We start from the raw sequence: 18,680 nt of genomic DNA, 5'->3' as shown, positions 1-18,680 counted from the left end.
AAGGGTCGAATCGATTCGACCGGGGAAGCCCCCATGTTACCGCCGCCACGGCCTCGTCCGCCCGCCCACGCGCAGAGCAGAGACGCACCCCCGCGGATGCGAAGGTGCGTCTCTCACGGCCCGGTGCGACGTCAGCGCGAGATGCGGTCGAGCCCCTGCTCGAGGTCGGCGATCAGGTCGCCCACGTCTTCGATCCCGACGGAGAGGCGCACGATGTTCTCCGGGACCGCGAGCTCGGTGCCGCGCACGGAGGCGTGCGTCATGTCCGGCGGGTATCCGATGAGCGACTCGACTCCACCGAGCGACTCGGCGAGCTGGAACACCGAGGTGCTCTCGACGAACGCCCGTGCCGCGTCGGCGCCGGCGGCGAGGCCGAACGACAGCATCCCGCCGAAACCGCTCATCTGCTTCGCGGCGATCCCGTGGCCGGGATGCGAGGAAAGTCCCGGGAAGTAGACCTGCGCGAACTCCGGCCGATCCTGCGCCCACTCGGCGATGGCCTGCGCGTTCTCGGAGTGCTGCCGCATCCGCAGCGCCAGGGTCTTGATGCCGCGGGTCGTCAGCCAGGCGTCCAGCGGGGCGGAGACCGCTCCGACCGCGAACTGCTGGAACTTGACCTGATCGAAGAACCGATCATCGCCGAACACGACCGCGCCGCCGAGCACATCCGAGTGCCCGCCCAGGTACTTGGTCGTGGAGTGGACCACCAGGTCGGCGCCGAGCGCGAGCGGCTGCTGCAGCGCCGGCGAGGCGAAGGTGTTGTCCACGACCACGATCAGGCCGGCCGCGTGCGCGATCTCGGCGATCAGAGCGATGTCGACGATCTTCAGGAGCGGATTGCTGGGCGTCTCCAGCCACACGATCTTCGTCTCGGGACGGATCGCCGCGCGGAGCGCATCCACGTCGGAGAGCTCGACCGTCGTGGTCTCGATCCCCCACGGTGCGAGGACCCGGGTGAGCAGCCGGTAGGTGCCGCCGTACACGTCGTTGCCGAGCAGGATGTGGTCGCCGGGCTTGAGGATGCCACGCAGCAGCGCATCCTCCGCGGCGAGTCCCGACGCGAACGAGAGCGCGCTCGCGCCCCCTTCGAGGGCCGCGAGCTGGGTCTCGAGCGAGGAGCGCGTGGGGTTGCCCGCACGGTTGTACTCGTAGCCCGCACGCAGGCCGCCGACGCTGTCCTGCACATGCGTCGAGGACTGGTAGATCGGCGGGATGATCGCTCCCGTGACGGGGTCGGGCGCTTGTCCTGCGTGGATGGCTCGGGTGGCGAAGGCGTGATCGGACATGTGTCTCAGCCTACGTCCGCCCCTGCGGGGAGGGCCTCCTGGTTACGCCCCGGGTCGGCCGACCTCCCGGCGCCCCTCAGCGCGACAGATACGCCAGCAGGTCCTGACGGGTGAGCACGGTGTGCGGCTTGCCGTCCTCGGTCACCAGCAGCGCGTCGGCATCGGCGAGCGCGGCCTTGGCCTGCGCGACGGAGGTGTGGATGCCGACGAGCGGGAGCCTCTCCCCCACGTGCGCGCCCACGGCATCGGTCGCGTTCGCCTCACCGCGGAACAGCAGGTCGAGCAGCCCCTTCTCGTCGACCGTGCCGACCACCTCGCCCATCATGACCGGCGGTTCGGCGCTGAGTACGACCAGCTGCGAGACGTCGTACTCGGTCATCATGCCGATGGCCTCGAGCACGGTGTCGGTCGGGTGGGCGTGCACCAGGTCGGGGATGCCGGCGCCCTGCCGCGACGGACGAGCCGCGAGCACGTCGGCGACGGTCTCCCCGTCCTCCAGCTCGCTGAACCCGTAGGAGCGCATCCATCCGTCGTTGAAGATCTTGCCCAGGTAGCCGCGTCCGCCGTCGGGCAGCAGCACGACCATCACGGCGTCCGCCGGCAGGTCACGCGCGACGCGCAGCGCACCGACGACGGCCATGCCACTCGATCCCCCGACGAGGATGCCCTCCTCGCGGGCGAGGCGCCGGGTCATCGCGAACGCCTCGGCATCGCCGACAGCGACGATCTCGTGCGGCACCGTGGGATCGTACGCACCGGGCCAGATGTCCTCGCCCACACCCTCGACGAGATACGGACGACCGGTGCCGCCGCTGTACACGCTGCCCTCGGGATCGACCCCGACGATCCGCACCCGCCCTTCCGAGACCTCGCGCAGATACCGCCCCGTCCCCGTGATCGTTCCGCCCGTGCCCACGCCGGCCACGAAATGCGTGACCTCGCCGTCGGTGTCGCGCCAGATCTCGGGCCCCGTGGTCTCGTAGTGGCTGCGCGGACCGTTCGGGTTCTCGTACTGGTTCGGCTTGAAGGCTCCGGGGATCTCGCGGGTCAACCGGTCGCTCACGCTGTAGTACGACTCCGGGCTGTCGGGGGCGACCGATGTGGGGGTCACCACGACCTCGGCACCGTAGGCCCGCAGCACGTCGATCTTGTCTTCGCCGACCTTGTCCGGCAGCACGAACACGCACTTGTAGCCCCGCTGCTGGGCGACCAGGGCCAGGCCGACTCCGGTGTTGCCGCTGGTGGGTTCGACGATCGTCCCCCCGGGCTTCAGATCGCCGGATGCCTCCGCGGCGTCGATGATCCGCGCGGCGATGCGATCCTTCGAGGAACCGCCGGGGTTCAGGTACTCGAGCTTCACGAGCACCGTGCACGCGACGCCCTCGGTGACGTGCTGCAGCTTCACGAGGGGCGTGTCGCCGACGAGGTCGACGATCGAGTCTGCGTACTTCATGCCTTCAGGGTAGACGCGCGGATGCCGCGGACGGGGATGTGTTTCGACGCCGATCGAACCGAGGGCCGAAAGTCTAAAATGTTACATTTGCCTGATGGTGGGAAAGATCCCAGCGGCGGGCTCACGAAGGAGCAGATCACCATGTTCTCGAAACAGCATCCATTCTGGGCGCGCGCGGCGGGTATCACGACCCTCGGTCTCGTGCTCGGCATCGCGCCGATGATCGCGGCAGATCGGCCCCCGAAAGTCGGAGCCGGGACAGGCACCGAAACCGGCACCGATGCCGGCTCCGGCCCCGAAACCGGCTACGGGCAAGAGGCACCGCTGATCGTGGCTCATCGGGCGGGGACCGCCGACTATCCGGAGAACACCAGGGAGGGCATCCGAGGTTCGCTGGAGGATGGCGCTGACGCGCTCTGGATCACCGTCCAGCTCTCTCGCGACGGCGTGCCCGTGCTGTACCGGCCCATCGGCCTCGACGAGAAGACGAACGGGACGGGGACCGTGGCGGAGAAGACCGTCGCAGAACTGACCGCGCTCAACGCCGGATGGAACTTCCGCCCTCGTGGATCGGAAGAGACGCCGTATCGCGACGACCCGGCCCTTCTCCCGACACTCCGACAGGCTCTGGCGGACATCCCCGCCGACCGCCTGGTGTTCCTCGATCTCAAGCAGGCGGATCCGGTTCCTCTGGCGGACGCGGTCGTCGCCGTTCTCCGCGATGCGGAGCGCACGGAGAACACCGTCATCTACTCCACGGATGCGGCCGCGACCGGTCGAGCCCGTGACGCCGGCGACGTCCAGGTCGCAGAAGACCGCGATGTCACCCGCAAGCGACTCCTCGACATCGCTCTCGCACACGAGTGCGAGCCGCCGCCCGCGGCCGGAACCTGGATGGCCTTCGAGGATCGCCGCAAGATCACCGTCAGTGAGACCTTCACCTCGGGTACCGCGAAGAGCGAGGTGGAAGTCACCCCCTGGGATCGCGAGGCCGTGCGGTGCATCGATCCCACCGACCGTGTGAATCTCATGGCGATCGGAGTCGCGGACGCCGAACGGTATCGAGACCTCGCCCGCGTCGGCGTCGATGCGGTCCTCGTGGACTCGCCCCGCGATGCCGTGAGCTGGAAGTACGGCCACTCCCGCTGACATCGACGACGCCGCGTCGACCTCCTCAGGTCGGCGCGGCGTCGTCGATGAAGCGGATCCGTACCGCTAGCCCTTCGTCGATCCCGCCAGCAGGCCGCGGACGAAGTAGCGCTGCAGTGCGAAGAAGACGATCAGCGGCACGATGATCGACACGAAGGCGCCCGCCGTGAGCAGGTACCAGTCGTTTCCTCTCGTGCCCGTGATCTCGGCCAACAGCTTCGTGATGGGCGCCGCGGCGCCGTCGGCGAACACCAGCGCCACGAGCAGATCGTTCCACACCCACAAGAACTGGAAGATCGCGACAGAAGCGATCGCCGGCATCGTGAGAGGCAGCACCACGCGGAAGAAGATCTGCCCACGGGACGCACCGTCGACGCGCGCGGCCTCGATGATCTCTCCGGGGATCTCCGACATGAAGTTGTGCAGCAGGTAGATCGCCAGCGGGAGAGCGAACATCGAGTGAGCGATCCACACCTGGGCGTAGCCCGAGGAGGCACCGAGCGGGGTCGTGACCTGCAGCCCGAAGAGGTTGATCCCTCGGGAGAACGAGCTCAACAGTGGCACCAGCGCCATCTGGATCGGCACGATCTGCAGCGCGAACACGAAGATGAACAGCGCGTTGCGCCCCTTGAAGTCGATCCACGCGAACGCATAGGCCGCCATGGACGCGATCATCAGCGGCACGATGGTGGCGGGGATCGTGATCGCGATCGAGTTGACGAACGACTCCAGGATCGTGAGCTGCGTCGTGCCGGACTGGAGCACGTCGACGTAGTTCTCGAGCGTCACCTGCGGGTCGGCGAAGAAGGTCCACCAGCCGGTCGTCTGGATCTGGTCCCTCGGCCGGAACGACGAGATGAACAGCCCGAGCGTCGGAATCGTCCACAAAAACGCGATGACGATGGACGCCACCGACGCCCACGGACGGGACAGGCGCTTGCGGGTGCGACCGGCGGCGCCGTCGAACCCGCCGCCGGTGGTGATCGCGCGCGTGCTGACGGCGGCGTCTGACTTCACGGTGTCGGTCATCGGATCTCCCGCTGCTTCTTGATCTGGCGCGCGTTGTAGATGACGATCGGCAACACCAGGATGAACAGGATGACGGAGAGCGCGGCACTGCGTCCCGCCTCGAACTTCGAGAACTGCGTGTACATCTCGTTCGCGAGGGTCGACGTGCCGTAGTTGCCGGCGGTCATCGTGCGCACGATGTCGAACACCTTCAGCGAGGCGATCGAGATGGTCGTGAGCACCACGATGAGCGCCGGGCGGATCGCAGGGACCGTCACCGAGATGAACCGCTGCCACGCGTTCGCGCCGTCCAGCTCGGCCGCTTCCAGCAGCTCCGCCGGTACGCCCTTGATCGATGCGGACAGCACCACCATCGCGAAACCGGTCTGCACCCAGATCAGCACGACGATCAGGAACAGGTTGTTCCACGGCTCATTGAGCAGCCACTGCTGCGGCGTGCCACCGAACCACACGAGGAGCTGGTTGAGCAGACCGATCTGCTCGTACTGCGGGCCACGGTACTCGTAGATGAATCGCCAGATGATGCTCGCCCCGACGAAGGAGATGGCCATCGGCATGAAGACCAGCACCTTGTAGATCTTCTCGCCCCGGGTGCGATCGATGAACACGGCGTACGCGAGGCCGACGATCGTGGAGACCGTCGGAACCAGGAGCACCCAGATGATCGTGTTGATGACGGCGGTGATGCCGTCGGATTGCGTGAAGATCCAGAGGTAGTTCGACAGGCCGACGAACTCCTTCCCCGAGGAGTTCATGAACGACGAGAACATCGTCTGGATCGACGGCAGGACGAGACCGACGATCAGCAACAGCAGCGCCGGAGCCATGAAGGCCACGAGCTGGATCAGATATCCCGCGCCATCGCGGGAACGGTAGTCGAGCCAGAAGAACAAGGCGCCGACGGCGACGGCGACTCCCATCGCCCAGTAATAGGAGTTGAAGAAGAACATCACCGCGAGCGGGATGAGCAGGCACATCGCCAATCGGACGAACGTGTAGACCTTCCCCCTACGGGGAGCGATGTCCACCAGGAGCAGGATGATCGCCACGACCACCGCGAAGGCGATGACCACGGCGACGGCCTGCAGGACCGGCGGGAGCGAGCCGATCCATTTGAAGAAATTAGTCGCGTTCACGGATTCCCCTTCATCACGCGGACCGGATCATCGACGCACACGTCGGAGTGCGCGCCGTGGGGTCAGAGGGGCCGCCCCGGTGCGGGGCGGCCCCTCTGCTGGATCAGCTGCTCGGCCAGCCGGTCTCGATCTGCGTGAGCACCTCATCGGTCGAGGTGCCGTTGACCCATGCGACCATGCCCTTCCAGAACGTTCCGGCACCGACGGCACCGGGCATCAGGTCGGACGCGTCGAATCGGAAGGTGGTGTCCGGGTCCTGCAGGATCTTGATGGTCTCCTGGAGGATCGGGTCCTTCGCGTTCGCGGGGTCGAGGCCGTTGTTCGCGGAGGTCACGCCGCCGAGGCTGACGCGGCTGTTCGCCCACTCGGGGCTGGACAGGTACGCGAGCACCTTCTGCGTCGCCTCGGAGTCGCTGAACCCGCCGACGATCTCACCGGCACCCGTCACAGCCGTGTCGCCCTCGGTCTCGCCCGGCAGCATGAATGCCCAGACGTCGCCGTCCTCTGCGACCTTCGTGCCGTCGGGGAAGAAGCCCGACAGGAACGAGGCCTGGTGGGTCAGCGCGCACTCGCCGCCCGCGAGCTTCGGAGCGACATCTCCGAACGCGGTGGAGTTGATGGAGCGCACGTCACCGAAGCCGGCGTTGACGTTGGCCGGGTTGAGCAGGATGCCGCCGACCGAGTCGAACGCCTGCTTGATCTGCGGGTCGGTGAACTTGACCTCGTTCGTGACCCACTGGTCGTAGACGTCCGGTCCGGACTGACGCAGCACGTAGTCCTCGATCCAGTCCGTTCCCGGCCAGCCGGTCGCGGTGCCCGATTCGAAGCCGGCGCACCATGCGGGGGTTCCGGTGGTCGCCTGGATCTTCTCGGTGAGGGCGGTCATCTCGTCGAGCGTCTTGGGAACCTCGACGCCCCACTCCTTGAACTTCGCCGGCGAGTACCAGATCCAGCCCTTGACGTTCGCCATCAGCGGGGCGCCGTAGAAGGTGCCGTCGACGGTGCCGTAGTTCACCCAGTCTTCGGTCCAGTACTCGTTGGCGTTCTTCTCGACCTCTTCGGGTGCGGGCTTCAGGTAGTCGCGGTCCGCGAAGTCCTTGAACAGTCCCGGCTGCGGGAAGATCGCGATGTCCGGCGGGTTGCCGCCCTGGGCGCGCGTGCCGAGCTGGGTCTCGAAGTCCTGGCTGCCCTCGTACTTGATCGTGATGCCGTTCTCGTCGGCCCAGTCCTTCCAGGACTCCTGGAGGAGCTTCGCCTCGTCATCGACGATCGTTCCGTAGATGGTGACGGTGGCATCGCCCCCATCGCCGCCGTCGGTGCCCGGTGCCCCTCCGGGAGCCCCGCATCCGGCGAGCGCGATGCCCGCGACCCCCAGCAGGGCGAGCGGCGCGTAACGCCGGGAACGCTGTGACAGAGCCATGTGAATTCTCCTCTTCGAGTACAGGTTCCCGACTGGTGCGACGCCACCCCGGGGCATCGTTAGGGAACCGATTCCAGGCCAACCTACTGGCCATGCGCACCCCCGCACAACACGCTAGGGTCACAAGCTCGCAACCATTCGACGTGCTCGCGCCCCCGACGTGGGAGCGCTCCCTCGCTTCCGCTCTGGAACCGGTTCCTTTTTCGTATGCCGGCGACTACGATTTGACGCGGCGCGCACCCCCGCGTCGGGGCCACGCAGCTGCGTGATCAGGTCGAGGAGGACCGATGAGCACGATCGCGGACGTCGCGTCGCGTGCCGGCGTATCGAAGGCCACCGCCAGTCGCGCCCTGAGCGGCCGTGGGTACGTGTCGGAGACCACCCGGCAGCGCGTCGAGGACGCCGCTCGCGATCTCTCCTATGTCGCCCACTCCTCCGCGACGAGCCTGGCCACCGGGCGCACGCAGACCGTGGGCGTCGTGATGCCGCCCGTGGACCGATGGTTCTTCGCCGAGCTGCTCGCCGGCGTGCAGGAATCGCTCTTCGCCCTCGACTACGACCTGTCGCTCTACGGCGTGCCGGAAGGGTCGCAGACCAGGGAGCGGTTGTTCGAGAGCGTGCTTCCCGGCCGGCGGTTCGACGGGATCATCGCGGTCGGCATCCAGCCGAGCGCCCGGGAGCTCGAGCGCCTGCAGCAGACCGGGCGGCCGCTCGTGAGCGTCGGACCGTACAGCGAGGGTTCCAGCGCGGTGTCGATCGACGACACGGCCGCCGCGCGCATCGCGACCGAGCACCTCATCGAGCTCGGGCACACCGACATCGCCTTCGTCGGCGGATCGACGGACGCGGCCACGCTGAGCTACGGTGACGCGCAGCGGCTGGAGGGTTATCGCGGCGCATTGCAGGCGGCCGGAATCGCGGCTCATGCGCGCGTCGCCGGCGGGGCTCCGACGATGCCCGGCGGGTACACCGCGGCAGCGGGACTGCTGGGAGACCGACGGCGGAGGCCGACGGCGATCGTGGGAGTGTGCGATGAAGCCGCGATCGGGGCGATCATCGCCGCGCGGCGACTCGGCATCGCCGTGCCGACCGAGCTCAGCGTCGTCGGCATCGACGATCACGAACACGCCGACATGTTCGCGTTGACCACGATCGGACAGTCACCGCGCGACCAGGGACATGAGGCGGTGCGCCTCCTGACGCAGCGGATGGAGTACCCCGACGCACCGCTGGAGCGCATCTATGCGGCGTCGGCCCTCGTCGTGCGCAGCTCGACGGCTCCTCCGCGCTGACTTCGCAGCATGCCGGGATGCAGGCCGGGCCGCGGCCCGGGCTCCTGGGTGCACCGGGAGGACAGCCCCGGGAAGCGTCGGCAACGGCGGAAACCACCCGGAACGCACGAAGGCCCCGGGGCGAACCCGGGGCCTTCGACGAGAAACGCGTGAGCGTCGCGATTACTTGAGGGTAACCGTGGCGCCTGCCTCTTCGAGAGCAGCCTTGGCCTTCTCGGCGGTCTCCTTGTTGGCGCCCTCAAGGACGGCCTTCGGGGCACCGTCGACGACAGCCTTGGCCTCGCCGAGACCCAGCGAGGTGAGCTCGCGGACGGTCTTGATGACCTGGATCTTCTTGTCGCCAGCAGCCTCGAGGATGACGTCGAAGGAGTCCTTCTCTTCCTCAGCCTCAGCAGCGCCTGCGCCACCCGCGGCACCGGCGACGGCGACGGGAGCAGCAGCGGTGACCTCGAACTTCTCCTCGAACGCCTTCACGAACTCGTTGAGCTCGATGAGGGTCAGGCCGGCGAACTGCTCGAGCAGTTCCTCGGTGGAAAGCTTCGCCATGATGTATCTCCTAGATAGATGGGGTTTGTAGACGAGATCGCAGGTCGCTTACGCGGCCTCTGCGGTCTCCAGCTTTTCGCGAAGAGCATCGATGGTGGCGGCAGCCTTGCCCATCGTCGCCTTCATCATGCCCGCAGCCTTCGCCAGCAGAACCTCACGGCTCTCGAGCGCGGCGTACTTGTTGACCTCGTCCGCGGTGAGGGCGTTGCCCTCGAAGATGCCGGACTTGATCACGAGAAGCGGGTTGGCCTTGGCGAAGTCACGCAGAGCCTTGGCGGTGGCGACGAAGTCACCGTGCACGAACGCGACAGCCGACGGACCCTTGAGGTCGTCGTCCAGCGCGGAGATGCCAGCCTTGTTGGCGGCGATCTTGGTCAGCGTGTTCTTCACCACGGCGTACTCAGCGTCCTGACGGATGCTGTTGCGCAGCTCCTTGAGCTGGGCAACCGTCAGACCGCGGTACTCGGTCAGCAGAACGGCAGTCGAGTTCTCGAATGACTTCGTGAGCTCGGCGACCGATGCATCCTTCTGCGCCATGGTCACTCCTTGGTGTGTACGAGGCGCCGCACGGTGGTGAGGCGCCGACCTGGACCACCTGCAAGAGAAAAAGCTCCGGCGCAAGCGCACGGAGCTTTGAGAGTTCGTGGCCTGCGCGGGCCCCTGCTATGCAGAGCTTCGATCGCTGCGTGCTTGCGCACACGACGATGACCAGCGGTCTTCGGTTCGACATAACTGTACCCCACCCGCCCCTGCTCCCCCAAATCCCGCCTCTCCTCCGCCCCTCCGCCCTCCGTCCACCCACCCCCTCGCCGAGACCCACGCTCCGCACCCAGACCCACGGCGGGACTCGTCTCCTGGCATGGGTCTGGACGAGGGGCATGGGTGTCGGCGGCAATCGCTGGCAGAAAGCGAAGCACGATGTCAGGGGCGGAGGCCGAAGGCACCCAGGCGTGCGCCGAGAGCCTCAGGCGTCACGATGTGCTCGTATCCCCATCGGACGACGCGCCATCCCGTGACGCCACGGACAGCGTCCTCACGGTACTTCTCAGCGATCACGATGTCCTCCGCCGACCTCTCACCGCGCAGATCCGGATCGAGATACTTGCCTCTGCCGTCGAACTCGCCGAAGGCCTGCAAACCGCGGAAGGCGAAATCGAGCCAATAGTCCTCACCGCCTGGCCCGGTGACGTGCGACTGCAGCTCGATGCCCGTGAAGCCGAGCCTGTGGAGGTGCAGACGACTGACGCTCTCCCCGGGAAGCTGGGCACGACCGTCCGACAGCGCGATCATCGCGCGGGCCTGACGGATCCCACGGCCCGACACAGCCCGGGCACGCCGAGCAAGTTCTCCTCGCCACGTGGCGGCCACCTCGGAATCCTGCTCATTCCCGCGCATGGCAACTCGCCGGAGAGCAGCATCGGCCACGGAGATAGCCGCTTCCGGCCCGAGCCGGCTGGTCAGGTCGAGCACGGTTCTCTCGAGCGACGTGCATCTTATGCCCTCGATCTCTTCGAGGTCCCCCTCACCGACCTGTATGTCGTGCCGTGCCACACAGCCCTTCACCCTGCTGTGACTCGTCCGGCCGAGCAACACGTGCACGTGCGCCGGGAACGTCCGATAGAGCGGCAGACCGTGGAGCACAGCTGCCGAGTCGAAGCAGAATGCGGCGCCTCCGCCCGAGGACTCCCGGTGCACGGCGAGCACCTTCAGGAGATGCCGGCCTTCCGCCCAGAGCTGTGCCCACGCCTCCCCCTCCGCGTACCAGCCCCGACGCACCCGGATGAGCACGCCACCGTCGACCATGCCCTTGAGTTCCCGCTCGGTGATTCCTCGGGCGAGAACATCCCGTCTGGAGAGGAGGAGCTGACGCGCTTCCTCGATCGTGACAGCCTTCCGCATGCGCTCGATCTTCATGCTTGCAGCCGGCCCGCGACCCAGGATCCGCGCATTTCACCGGGAACCGATAGCAACTCGCTCAGAACCATCGCCGTGCAGTTCGCTTCCCTGCCTCTCCCTCCCGCATCCCGGCGAGACCTCGCGCCTTCCTCCCAGCGAAACCCACGCTTGTCGTCGAAACCCACGCGCCGAAGCAACTGCACACGTGGGTGTCGGCGACGCCAATGGGTCTCGGCGACGGGGAGGGCGCGGGCGGGGGCGGGAGCGGGAGGGGAGGCAGCGGGCGGGAGCGGGAGGGGCGGGAGGGCGGCGTGTACGGGAGGGAGGGTCGGCGCGCGGGGTTAGGGTCGAAGGGTGACCCCGGAACTCTCTGCACGCATCGTCGCGGACTCCCGCGACCGCGTGGCATGGTTGCGTGCGCGCTCGCGGGGCATCACGGCCACCGACGTGGCAGGTCTCACCTCGGAGAAGTCGATCGCCCGCGCGGCCGACTCCAAGCTCGGCGGCGGACCCCGCTTCGGCGGCAACGCCTACACCGATCATGGTCGACGACGCGAGCCCGAGATCGCGGCATGGGTCGCGGCCACCCATGGCATCCTTCCCTCCTCCGCACTGTTCCGCGCCGAGGTCGAGCACCGGCACCTGGCCACCCCCGACGGCATCGCGGTCGACGCCGACGGACGCGTGAAGCTCGCCGAGATCAAGACCACGAACAAGGCGTTCCGGGGTATCCCGCGCACCTACCTCCGTCAGGTGTGGTGGCAGCAGCACGTGCTCGGCGCCGAGCGGACCCTGTTCGTCTGGGAAGAGCACGTCGACTTCGCCCCGATCCACGATGAGCCGCGCTGCGTGTGGATCGACCGCGATGACCGCGAGATCGCGAAGCTCGTCGGCCTCGCCACGGATCTCATCGATGAGCTCTACCGACGCACCACCGGCCAGCAGGTTCCGAGCCGGGTGATGGATGCCGCCGCGAGCCGGCGCGAACAGCTCCGTGAACGCGACGCGTTTCGCGCGCTGGCCCTCGCCGACTGATCCGCCCCCCGCCGGGGCCGAGCCGGGCCTCACGTGCAGGTGTTGTTGCCACCGAGACCGAGCAGACCACCGACCGAGAGCGTGCGTGTCGCGGCCGGTGAGACCCACGACGTTCCCGCGTAGATCGTCTCGACCTTCACCGCGTTGGACGATCCGAGAAGACTCCCCAGCAGCGTGTTCAGCAATCCGGAGCTGATCGTGGACGAGTAGGTGTAGGGGCCGGATCCGCTCTGCGTGACGTTGCTGTTGTCGACGACGACGTTATTGATCGACAGCCGCTGCTGCACGGTCAGGTAGGGCGATGTCCACGTGATCGTGAAGCCGGTGAACGTGCCGAGGAAGCTCGTCACCGTGCACGAGGTGACCACGGGGGTGGCCAGGGTCGCCGCGGTGAACGTGCGCGTCGCATACTCGCTGTCGGTGAATGCGGCGTCGGTGACCTGCACAGCGGGCGTCGAGGCGACGCCGACGAGCACGACGAGGCCGAGGGCTCCTGCCAGGATGCGTGCGCGCGTCGGCCGCCTCATCGTCGACTCCGCGTCTCTGACGTCGCGCGTCGATGCCGACCCGCGAGTGCGATGCCCGACGCCACCAGCGCCGAGCCGGCCATGACCGCCCACGGCATGCCCGGTGGCAGCCCCGTCGTCGCGAGGCCGCCGTCCGACCCCACGATCACCGTCTCGCCCGTCCCCTGCGCGTGCACGCGCACATCGGTACTGCCCGCACCCGCACCCCCGGAGGGATCCAGGAAGATCGCGAGGCGAAGATGCGCCGTCTCGGTGTCGGCGACCTGTGCGAGCGGGATCTCGACCCCGTCGCGCGGGATGCTCCACGCCGTACGAAGCGTGGCGGCGCCATGGGGACACCCGGCGTCGGTCCATTCCTGCAGGCACAGGGCGACGTCGAGGAGCAGCTGTGCATCACCCGTCGCGCTGACCGCGATCCGCACGACCCCCGGATCCGGGGCATCGGCACTCACCGCGATGTCCCATTCCACCGGCTGTCCCGGCAGCAGACTGCCGGCTGCCGTCCAGTCCGCGACGGAGACGAGGCGCAGGACCGACCCCTGGATGATCTGCGTCGTCGGCGCACCCCATGCGGCCGTCGGCATCGTGACCACCGGCATCGTGACCGCGAGGACGGAGAGCAGGACGACGGCGAGCGCGCGCCTCATGGGCCGTTCCCGTCGGGATCGCGCCCGGACCGATGCTGCCCGCGCGGCCAGAACGCCCAGACGACCAACGACGTCGCCGCAACTGTCAGGGCTCCCAGCACGATCGGGTTCCCCATACCCGCGACGACGAGCGCGATACCGGGAACGGAGAACAGCACCTTCCGCACCGATGTCACCGAGTAGGGGAAGGGATCGTCTGCGGCGTTCGCGTCGCCACGCATCGTGATCACCCGTTCATCCGCGCTCGCACCCCGGACGATCGTGGTGACGCGGTGGGTCACCGGCAGCTCCCCTTCGCGGTCGACGGTCACGACGTCGCCGACCTCGATCTCGGTCGCCGGGACGCGCTGCACCACCGCGACGGAGCCCGCGGGGATCGTCGGGGACATCGACCCGGTGCGGAACATGATGAGCGTGATCTGCGCCGTGAAAGCGAGCACGACGAGCAGGATGCAGATCGCCCCGGCGACCGCGGCCATCCAGAGCAGCGCGTCGCCGATCACACGCCCCGGCCGCATGCCGGTATGTACCCTCGCCGCGGTCGCGTGGGGTTCGACCGCGGCGAGGGACGTCTCTTTCTCGCGCAGGCTCCTTCGCGTCATGGGGGTCGTCATCTCGTCCTCCTCCCTGCCATCCGCGCCTACGACGACGTTCCGAGGAACTGCCAGGTCTGCGTCATCGTGAGTCCCTGCGCGGCGTTCGGGGCCGTCGTCGGGAGAGTGACCGCGAAGCAGTAGTTGACCTGAGCCGCACCGTTCGCCGTCACCGCCTGCATCCCCGAACCCCCGGCGGTGAGCGCCGACCCGTCCGCGACGACGGCCGTCCCCGCCGCGTACGTGGTCGCGTTGCAGGTGGTGCCCGCGATGGTGCGCACACCGTAGGTGAGATACGTCGCGAGCCCCGTGCCGCCGGGTGTTCCCGCGGTCAGCTGGAGGGTTCCCGCCACCGAGGGGTTCGCCGTCTTCACGCTGAACAGCGCATACGTCGCGTTCCCCGGCGCCATCGCGGTGGGCGCGAGCTGGAAGTTCAGGGTCGCCGCCGCGCCCGTGGTGGCGTGACTCGAGAACGTGGAACCGTCGACCGCTCCGACGATGTCGAATCTCCCGGCCGTGAAGCTGGCGGATCCGTACTCGGAGTCATTCCAGGCGGCGAGGGTGGCGGCGACGCCGATGCCGAGTACGAGCCCGCCCGCGAGGACGGCTCTCAGCCGACGGGAGCGCAGCCGCCGCCTCTCCCGCACATCTCTGCGGGTGACCATCACATGCTCAGTTCGTCGACGTGGCCGTGAACTTCCAGGTGGCGTTGGTCACCAGGCTCGGCGTGAGCGACGCATCCGCCGTCACCTTGAAACACAACTGCACCGCCGTGCCGGGCACGGCCGATGTGCCGCCGGCCGTGAGCGGAACCTGCGTCACGCCGGTCTGCACATCGAGCGTCGCTCCGGTCGCGATGGGCGTGCCCGTGGCACTCGCCGCGTTGCACGTGGCGCCCGGCGCGAGCTGGTAGATCGAGTACGACAGATGACCGGTGTTCGAACTCGCGGCGGGGTCGGCCGTCGTGCCGTCGGCGACGAGGTTCGCTCCGCTCGTGGTGCCGGCTGCGAGGCGCACCCAGAATCCGGCGTAGACCGAACTCGTCGGCGACATGTTGCCCACGAGCCCCGCCGGCAGGGTGAAGGCGAGAGTCGCCGCGGTGCCAGCGGAGTTGTGGTCGGCGTACGCGGTGCCGTCGGTGGACCCCTGCAGATTGAATGCGCCCGCGGTGAACGTGCCGTTCGCGAACTCGGAGTCGTTCCAGACCGCGAGCGTCACTGCGGTGCCGATGCCGAGCACGAGTCCACCGGCCAGTACCGCCAGGACCTTGCGCTGGGTTGCCTTGGTTGCCATCGCTTCCCCCTCAGGAATTCGTGAACCACGCGAATGCCTGTCGTCCGGTCGCCCCTCAACGACCCCGCATCCGCGCGTTTGCGCCATCCTCTCCCCGCCTCATCCGCAGAACAAGGCGATTTCGCGCACGACATTCGCTCATCCCGCGCAGATCCGAATCCCTCTCGAAGATCGTTGACGTATATCAACGATCGGCGTATAGTTGACGCAGTTCAACCATCTCGTGCGCGCCAGAGCTGTCGCAGCATCTCCACCACCCTTCTGCGAAAGGTCACGCATGACCACGGATTCCCCCGTCAAGATGACGCATCGCCAGGTGCTCGAAGCCCTCACCGGCCTCCTCCTCGGCATGTTCGTCTCGATGATCGCGACCACGGTGGTCTCCACCTCGATGCCGGTCATCGTGCACGACCTCGGCGGCGACCAGGCCGCCTACACCTGGGTCATCACGGCGACGCTCCTCACCACCGCGATCTCGACCCCGATCTGGGGCAAGCTCGCCGACCTGTTCAATCGCAAGCTGTTGATCCAGATCGCGATCATCGTCTTCGTCGGAGCGACCGCTGCGGCCGGATTCGCGCAGGACACCAACACCCTCATCGCCTTCCGCGCCATCCAGGGCATCGGCGGCGGTGGGCTCGCCGCCCTGAGCCAGGTCATCATGGCCGACATCATCAGCCCGCGCGAGCGCGGCCGCTACATGGGTCTGTTCGGTGCCGTGATGGCTGTCGCCACCGTGGGCGGCCCGCTGCTCGGCGGATGGATCACCGACGTCGCCAACTGGCGCTGGAACTTCTTCGTCGCCCTCCCCTTCGCCGTGGCCGCACTGATCATCCTGCAGAAGACTCTGCACATCAGCACCGAGCGCACCCGCAAGGTGTCGATCGACTACGTCGGCATCGTGCTGCTGTCGGCCGCCGTCTCGCTGATCCTCATCTGGATCACCAACGCCGGCTCGACGTTCGACTGGTGGAGCACAGAGACCGTGCTCATGGTCGGCGGCGCGATCGTCTCGGCCATCGCCTTCATCATCGTCGAGCTCAAGGTGCGCGAGCCGCTCATCCCGCTCACGCTGTTCCGCGGCCGCACCTTCACCCTCTCGGTGCTCGCGTCGATCTCGATCGGCGTCGCGATGTTCGGCACCTCGGTGTACCTCGCGCAGTACATGCAGCTCTCCCGCGGTGCGACGCCGACCGAGGCCGGGCTCATGACCCTGCCGATGATGGCCGGCCTCCTGATCTCGTCGATGGTCATCGGCCAGCTCGTCACCCGTTTCGGCAAGTGGAAGGGCTACCTGATCCTCGGGTCCGTGCTGCTGATCGCGGGCTCCGTGATGCTGTCCACGTTGCACTACGACACGAACTTCGTCCTCGTCTCGATCTACATGTTCGTGATGGGCGCGGGCGTCGGCATGACCATGCAGAATCTCGTGCTCATCGTGCAGAACGTCGCGAAGCCCAGCGAGATGGGCGTCGCGAGCTCGGGCGTGACCTTCTTCCGCAGCCTCGGCGGCACGATCGGCGTCTCCGTCATGGGCGCCGTGCTCGCGAACAGCCTCACCGGTCTGTTCAGCGACGGCAAGGAGCGCATCGGGGCAGCGATCGCCCAGCTCGGCGACAAGGGCGCCGAAGTCGCCGCACAGCTCTCCAGCGGAACACTGCCGGAGGTCCGACTCCTCCCGGAACCGGTGCGCGCGATCATCGAGGACTTCTACGCCCAGGCCATCTCGCACGCGTTCCTGATCGGCATCCCGCTCGCGGTGATCAGCCTCATCGCGATCCTGTTCCTGCCGAACCGACCGCTGACGACGATGACCACGACCGAGCGCGCGCAGGCGGACGCCGCGAAGAAGAAGCCCGTCGACGGCAGCGTCGACGGCGCGGTCGACGTGGCGATCGCCGACGCGACTGCGCTCTCCGGTGCCCCGACGACCGGTACCGTGACGGTCGTCGACCGCGCAGGTGACCGTGGGGACGGCGCCTCCGATGTCCGACGCTGAGAAAGACATCGACACCCCGGAGGCGCGGGCCGAAGCGGTCCGCGCCCTCGAGGCGGAGTTCAGTGAGCTGATCACGCACTTCCGCCGCGTCATCACCGAGAACGCCCATCGGGTGAGCCCCGGTCTGCTGCCCGGCGCCTACAAGATCTTCACGACGATCGCCCGATGCGAACGGGTGACCGTGTCGACGCTGTCCGAGCGGATGCTCATGGACAAGGGACAGGTCAGCCGCACGGTGCGCGAGCTGGAGGAACTCGGTCTGATCGAACGCACCGCCGACCCCGCCGACGGCCGTTCGTCCCTCCTGGAGCTCACGCCCCTCGGCACGGAGCGGTTGTCAGCGGCTCGACTGCCGCAGGAGGGCCTGCTGCTGCGCACGCTCGAGCAGTGGAGCCTCACCGACATCGGCAACCTCACCCGGCTGCTGCACGCCCTGGCTTCCGGAGTGACACCGGGGTCGACCGCGGCCGATTGACCGGGACGCTGCCGAGGACGCGCCGGGCCTCGGTGGCGACCTCCGCGGCGATCGTGTCGAGCAATTCCGAGCGCAGGTTCCACTGCTGCCAATAGAGCTGCACGCGCAGGGTCGGTCCCCCCAACGGCACGAGCCCAGCCGACTCCTGCAGCAGCGGCACCATGCCCCAGCCGAGTCCGAGGGTGACCGCGAGGGCGTAATCGTGGGATGCCGGGACGTAGTGCCGCGGCACGCCCTCCTGCGCGACCGACATCGCCCTGAGCCATTCGTGCTGCAGCGTATCTCGACGGTCGAAGTCGACGAACGGCGCGGCCGTCAACGCGGTCGATGTCACTCCCTTGGGAAACCATCGGGCGGCGAACCCCGGCTCTGCCATCGCCCGATACTCGAGCACTCCGAGCGGCGACACGGAGCAGCCGGAGACCGGAGTCTCCTCACTCGTGACGGCCGCCATCACCGTCCCCGACTCCAGCAGACGGGCGGTGAAGTTCTGGTCATCTCGATGCAGGTCGAAGTCGATGTCGTGCGCTGCGGACAGGCGCGCGAGCGGAGCGAGGAACCAGGTCGCCATCGAGTCGGCGTTGACCGCGAGGGGGATGCTGATCCTGCGCGCCGCGCCGGCCTCGTCGATACCCACCCCGGCCAGCGCATCATGCTCCAGCAGAGCGACCTGCCGCGCCAGACGGACGACCGCCTCCCCCGCCTGCGTCAGCCGTGCGGGCTTGGTGCGCACGACCAGGATGCGCCCCAGCTGCTGCTCGAGAGTCTTCAACCGCTGACTCACCGCGGAAGGAGTGATCTGCAGTCGCCTCGAGGCGGCATCCAGTGTCCCCTCGTCGACGATGGCGGCGAGGGTGGCCGCGAGTTCGGGATCGATTCGCACATCAGCAATGCTAATGGTTCG

The 18,680-nt window shown here is 67.8% G+C and carries 19 protein-coding genes; 5 read left to right on the top strand and 14 right to left on the bottom strand.

The window, feature by feature from the left end; all coding sequences use genetic code 11:
- Nucleotides 1–131 precede the first annotated feature (131 nt).
- Together GLO27_RS15810 and GLO27_RS15805 are read right to left on the bottom strand one after the other, a co-directional pair.
- Nucleotides 132–1,286: a cystathionine gamma-synthase gene (locus tag GLO27_RS15810; protein ID WP_167255651.1), complete on the bottom strand. Its 1,155-nt coding sequence runs from the start codon at nt 1,284–1,286 to the stop codon at nt 132–134.
- Nucleotides 1,287–1,362: 76 nt separating this feature from the next.
- Nucleotides 1,363–2,739, bottom strand: coding sequence for a cystathionine beta-synthase (locus GLO27_RS15805; protein ID WP_029267310.1), 1,377 nt, complete (start codon nt 2,737–2,739; stop codon nt 1,363–1,365).
- 141 nt (nt 2,740–2,880) lie between these two features.
- On the opposite strand from GLO27_RS15805, the gene GLO27_RS15800 reads away from it, so the two are divergent.
- Nucleotides 2,881–3,888, top strand: coding sequence for a glycerophosphodiester phosphodiesterase family protein (locus tag GLO27_RS15800; RefSeq protein ID WP_021199169.1), 1,008 nt, complete (start codon nt 2,881–2,883; stop codon nt 3,886–3,888).
- A gap of 66 nt (nt 3,889–3,954) precedes the next feature.
- Here the strand turns inward: GLO27_RS15800 and GLO27_RS15795 are convergent, their stop codons facing one another.
- From GLO27_RS15795 to GLO27_RS15785, 3 genes are all read right to left on the bottom strand, one after another.
- On the bottom strand, nt 3,955–4,917 hold the full coding sequence (locus GLO27_RS15795; protein ID WP_021199170.1) for a carbohydrate ABC transporter permease: 963 nt from the start codon (nt 4,915–4,917) through the stop codon (nt 3,955–3,957).
- Complete coding sequence (locus tag GLO27_RS15790) at nt 4,914–6,053, bottom strand: sugar ABC transporter permease (RefSeq protein ID WP_029258742.1); 1,140 nt, start codon at nt 6,051–6,053, stop codon at nt 4,914–4,916. The genes GLO27_RS15795 and GLO27_RS15790 overlap by 4 nt, the downstream gene beginning before the upstream one ends.
- Before the next feature lie 103 nt (nt 6,054–6,156).
- Nucleotides 6,157–7,473, bottom strand: a complete 1,317-nt coding sequence (locus tag GLO27_RS15785) for an extracellular solute-binding protein (RefSeq protein WP_021199172.1) — start codon at nt 7,471–7,473, stop codon at nt 6,157–6,159.
- A gap of 287 nt (nt 7,474–7,760) precedes the next feature.
- Between GLO27_RS15785 and GLO27_RS15780 the strand changes: the two genes are divergently transcribed.
- Nucleotides 7,761–8,765 (top strand): LacI family DNA-binding transcriptional regulator, encoded by a 1,005-nt coding sequence (locus GLO27_RS15780; RefSeq protein WP_167255649.1) that lies wholly within the window; start codon nt 7,761–7,763, stop codon nt 8,763–8,765.
- Nucleotides 8,766–8,927: 162 nt separating this feature from the next.
- On the opposite strand, the gene rplL is transcribed toward GLO27_RS15780, so the two are convergent.
- The 3 genes from rplL to GLO27_RS15765 form a co-directional block, all read right to left on the bottom strand.
- Entirely contained in the window at nt 8,928–9,311 is a 384-nt protein-coding gene (gene rplL, locus GLO27_RS15775; RefSeq protein ID WP_017829128.1) for a 50S ribosomal protein L7/L12, read from the bottom strand.
- 48 nt (nt 9,312–9,359) lie between these two features.
- Complete coding sequence (gene rplJ / locus GLO27_RS15770) at nt 9,360–9,848, bottom strand: 50S ribosomal protein L10 (RefSeq protein ID WP_017829129.1); 489 nt, start codon at nt 9,846–9,848, stop codon at nt 9,360–9,362.
- A gap of 384 nt (nt 9,849–10,232) precedes the next feature.
- Nucleotides 10,233–11,225, bottom strand: a complete 993-nt coding sequence (locus GLO27_RS15765; protein ID WP_167255647.1) for a hypothetical protein — start codon at nt 11,223–11,225, stop codon at nt 10,233–10,235.
- Nucleotides 11,226–11,561: 336 nt separating this feature from the next.
- Between GLO27_RS15765 and GLO27_RS15760 the strand changes: the two genes are divergently transcribed.
- A complete protein-coding gene (locus tag GLO27_RS15760) occupies nt 11,562–12,242 on the top strand; it encodes a YqaJ viral recombinase family protein (RefSeq protein WP_029267314.1) in 681 nt (226 codons plus the stop codon).
- A 29-nt stretch (nt 12,243–12,271) separates the two neighbouring features.
- Here GLO27_RS15760 and GLO27_RS15755 read toward each other — a convergent pair whose 3' ends face one another.
- The 5 genes from GLO27_RS15755 to GLO27_RS15735 are packed head-to-tail and all read right to left on the bottom strand — an operon-like array spanning nt 12,272 to nt 15,302.
- Entirely contained in the window at nt 12,272–12,769 is a 498-nt protein-coding gene (locus tag GLO27_RS15755) for a hypothetical protein (RefSeq protein WP_167255645.1), read from the bottom strand.
- Nucleotides 12,766–13,416, bottom strand: a complete 651-nt coding sequence (locus tag GLO27_RS15750; protein WP_167255643.1) for a hypothetical protein — start codon at nt 13,414–13,416, stop codon at nt 12,766–12,768. The genes GLO27_RS15755 and GLO27_RS15750 overlap by 4 nt, the downstream gene beginning before the upstream one ends.
- Nucleotides 13,413–14,030, bottom strand: coding sequence for a signal peptidase I (locus GLO27_RS15745; RefSeq protein WP_167255641.1), 618 nt, complete (start codon nt 14,028–14,030; stop codon nt 13,413–13,415). Before GLO27_RS15745 ends, GLO27_RS15750 begins: the two co-directional genes overlap by 4 nt.
- Nucleotides 14,031–14,056: 26 nt before the next feature.
- Nucleotides 14,057–14,674: a SipW-dependent-type signal peptide-containing protein gene (locus GLO27_RS15740; protein WP_021201053.1), complete on the bottom strand. Its 618-nt coding sequence runs from the start codon at nt 14,672–14,674 to the stop codon at nt 14,057–14,059.
- 7 nt (nt 14,675–14,681) lie between these two features.
- Nucleotides 14,682–15,302 carry a SipW-dependent-type signal peptide-containing protein gene (locus GLO27_RS15735; protein WP_029258901.1) on the bottom strand — a complete coding sequence of 207 codons (621 nt, stop codon included), beginning with the start codon at nt 15,300–15,302 and terminating at the stop codon, nt 14,682–14,684.
- 277 nt (nt 15,303–15,579) lie between these two features.
- Here GLO27_RS15735 and GLO27_RS15730 point away from each other — a divergent pair, with 277 nt between their 5' ends.
- Entirely contained in the window at nt 15,580–17,301 is a 1,722-nt protein-coding gene (locus GLO27_RS15730) for an MDR family MFS transporter (RefSeq protein ID WP_167255639.1), read from the top strand.
- Nucleotides 17,288–17,776: a MarR family transcriptional regulator gene (locus GLO27_RS15725; RefSeq protein ID WP_167255637.1), complete on the top strand. Its 489-nt coding sequence runs from the start codon at nt 17,288–17,290 to the stop codon at nt 17,774–17,776. The genes GLO27_RS15730 and GLO27_RS15725 overlap by 14 nt, the downstream gene beginning before the upstream one ends.
- Here GLO27_RS15725 and GLO27_RS15720 read toward each other — a convergent pair.
- On the bottom strand, nt 17,715–18,659 hold the full coding sequence (locus tag GLO27_RS15720; protein WP_021201057.1) for a LysR family transcriptional regulator ArgP: 945 nt from the start codon (nt 18,657–18,659) through the stop codon (nt 17,715–17,717). The genes GLO27_RS15725 and GLO27_RS15720 overlap by 62 nt on opposite strands.
- Nucleotides 18,660–18,680: the final 21 nt, after the last annotated feature.

The sequence above is a fragment of the Microbacterium sp. Be9 genome (assembly GCF_011754135.1).
GTDB lineage: Bacteria > Actinomycetota > Actinomycetes > Actinomycetales > Microbacteriaceae > Microbacterium > Microbacterium maritypicum_A.
Note: the sequence above shows the minus strand (reverse complement) of the source record. Positions and strands in the feature narration are given on the sequence as shown.

Coding starts and splice junctions, on each gene's coding strand:
- GLO27_RS15735 (WP_029258901.1), bottom strand. CDS start 15,302: ATGGCAACCAAGGCAACCCAGCGCAAGGTCCTGGCGGTACTGGCCGGT.
- GLO27_RS15765 (WP_167255647.1), bottom strand. CDS start 11,225: ATGAAGATCGAGCGCATGCGGAAGGCTGTCACGATCGAGGAAGCGCGT.
- GLO27_RS15745 (WP_167255641.1), bottom strand. CDS start 14,030: ATGACGACCCCCATGACGCGAAGGAGCCTGCGCGAGAAAGAGACGTCC.
- GLO27_RS15800 (WP_021199169.1), top strand. CDS start 2,881: ATGTTCTCGAAACAGCATCCATTCTGGGCGCGCGCGGCGGGTATCACG.
- rplJ (WP_017829129.1), bottom strand. CDS start 9,848: ATGGCGCAGAAGGATGCATCGGTCGCCGAGCTCACGAAGTCATTCGAG.
- GLO27_RS15810 (WP_167255651.1), bottom strand. CDS start 1,286: ATGTCCGATCACGCCTTCGCCACCCGAGCCATCCACGCAGGACAAGCG.
- GLO27_RS15795 (WP_021199170.1), bottom strand. CDS start 4,917: ATGACCGACACCGTGAAGTCAGACGCCGCCGTCAGCACGCGCGCGATC.
- rplL (WP_017829128.1), bottom strand. CDS start 9,311: ATGGCGAAGCTTTCCACCGAGGAACTGCTCGAGCAGTTCGCCGGCCTG.
- GLO27_RS15740 (WP_021201053.1), bottom strand. CDS start 14,674: ATGGTCACCCGCAGAGATGTGCGGGAGAGGCGGCGGCTGCGCTCCCGT.
- GLO27_RS15785 (WP_021199172.1), bottom strand. CDS start 7,473: ATGGCTCTGTCACAGCGTTCCCGGCGTTACGCGCCGCTCGCCCTGCTG.
- GLO27_RS15780 (WP_167255649.1), top strand. CDS start 7,761: ATGAGCACGATCGCGGACGTCGCGTCGCGTGCCGGCGTATCGAAGGCC.
- GLO27_RS15730 (WP_167255639.1), top strand. CDS start 15,580: ATGACCACGGATTCCCCCGTCAAGATGACGCATCGCCAGGTGCTCGAA.
- GLO27_RS15725 (WP_167255637.1), top strand. CDS start 17,288: ATGTCCGACGCTGAGAAAGACATCGACACCCCGGAGGCGCGGGCCGAA.
- GLO27_RS15750 (WP_167255643.1), bottom strand. CDS start 13,416: ATGAGGCGCGCGCTCGCCGTCGTCCTGCTCTCCGTCCTCGCGGTCACG.
- GLO27_RS15755 (WP_167255645.1), bottom strand. CDS start 12,769: ATGAGGCGGCCGACGCGCGCACGCATCCTGGCAGGAGCCCTCGGCCTC.
- GLO27_RS15805 (WP_029267310.1), bottom strand. CDS start 2,739: ATGAAGTACGCAGACTCGATCGTCGACCTCGTCGGCGACACGCCCCTC.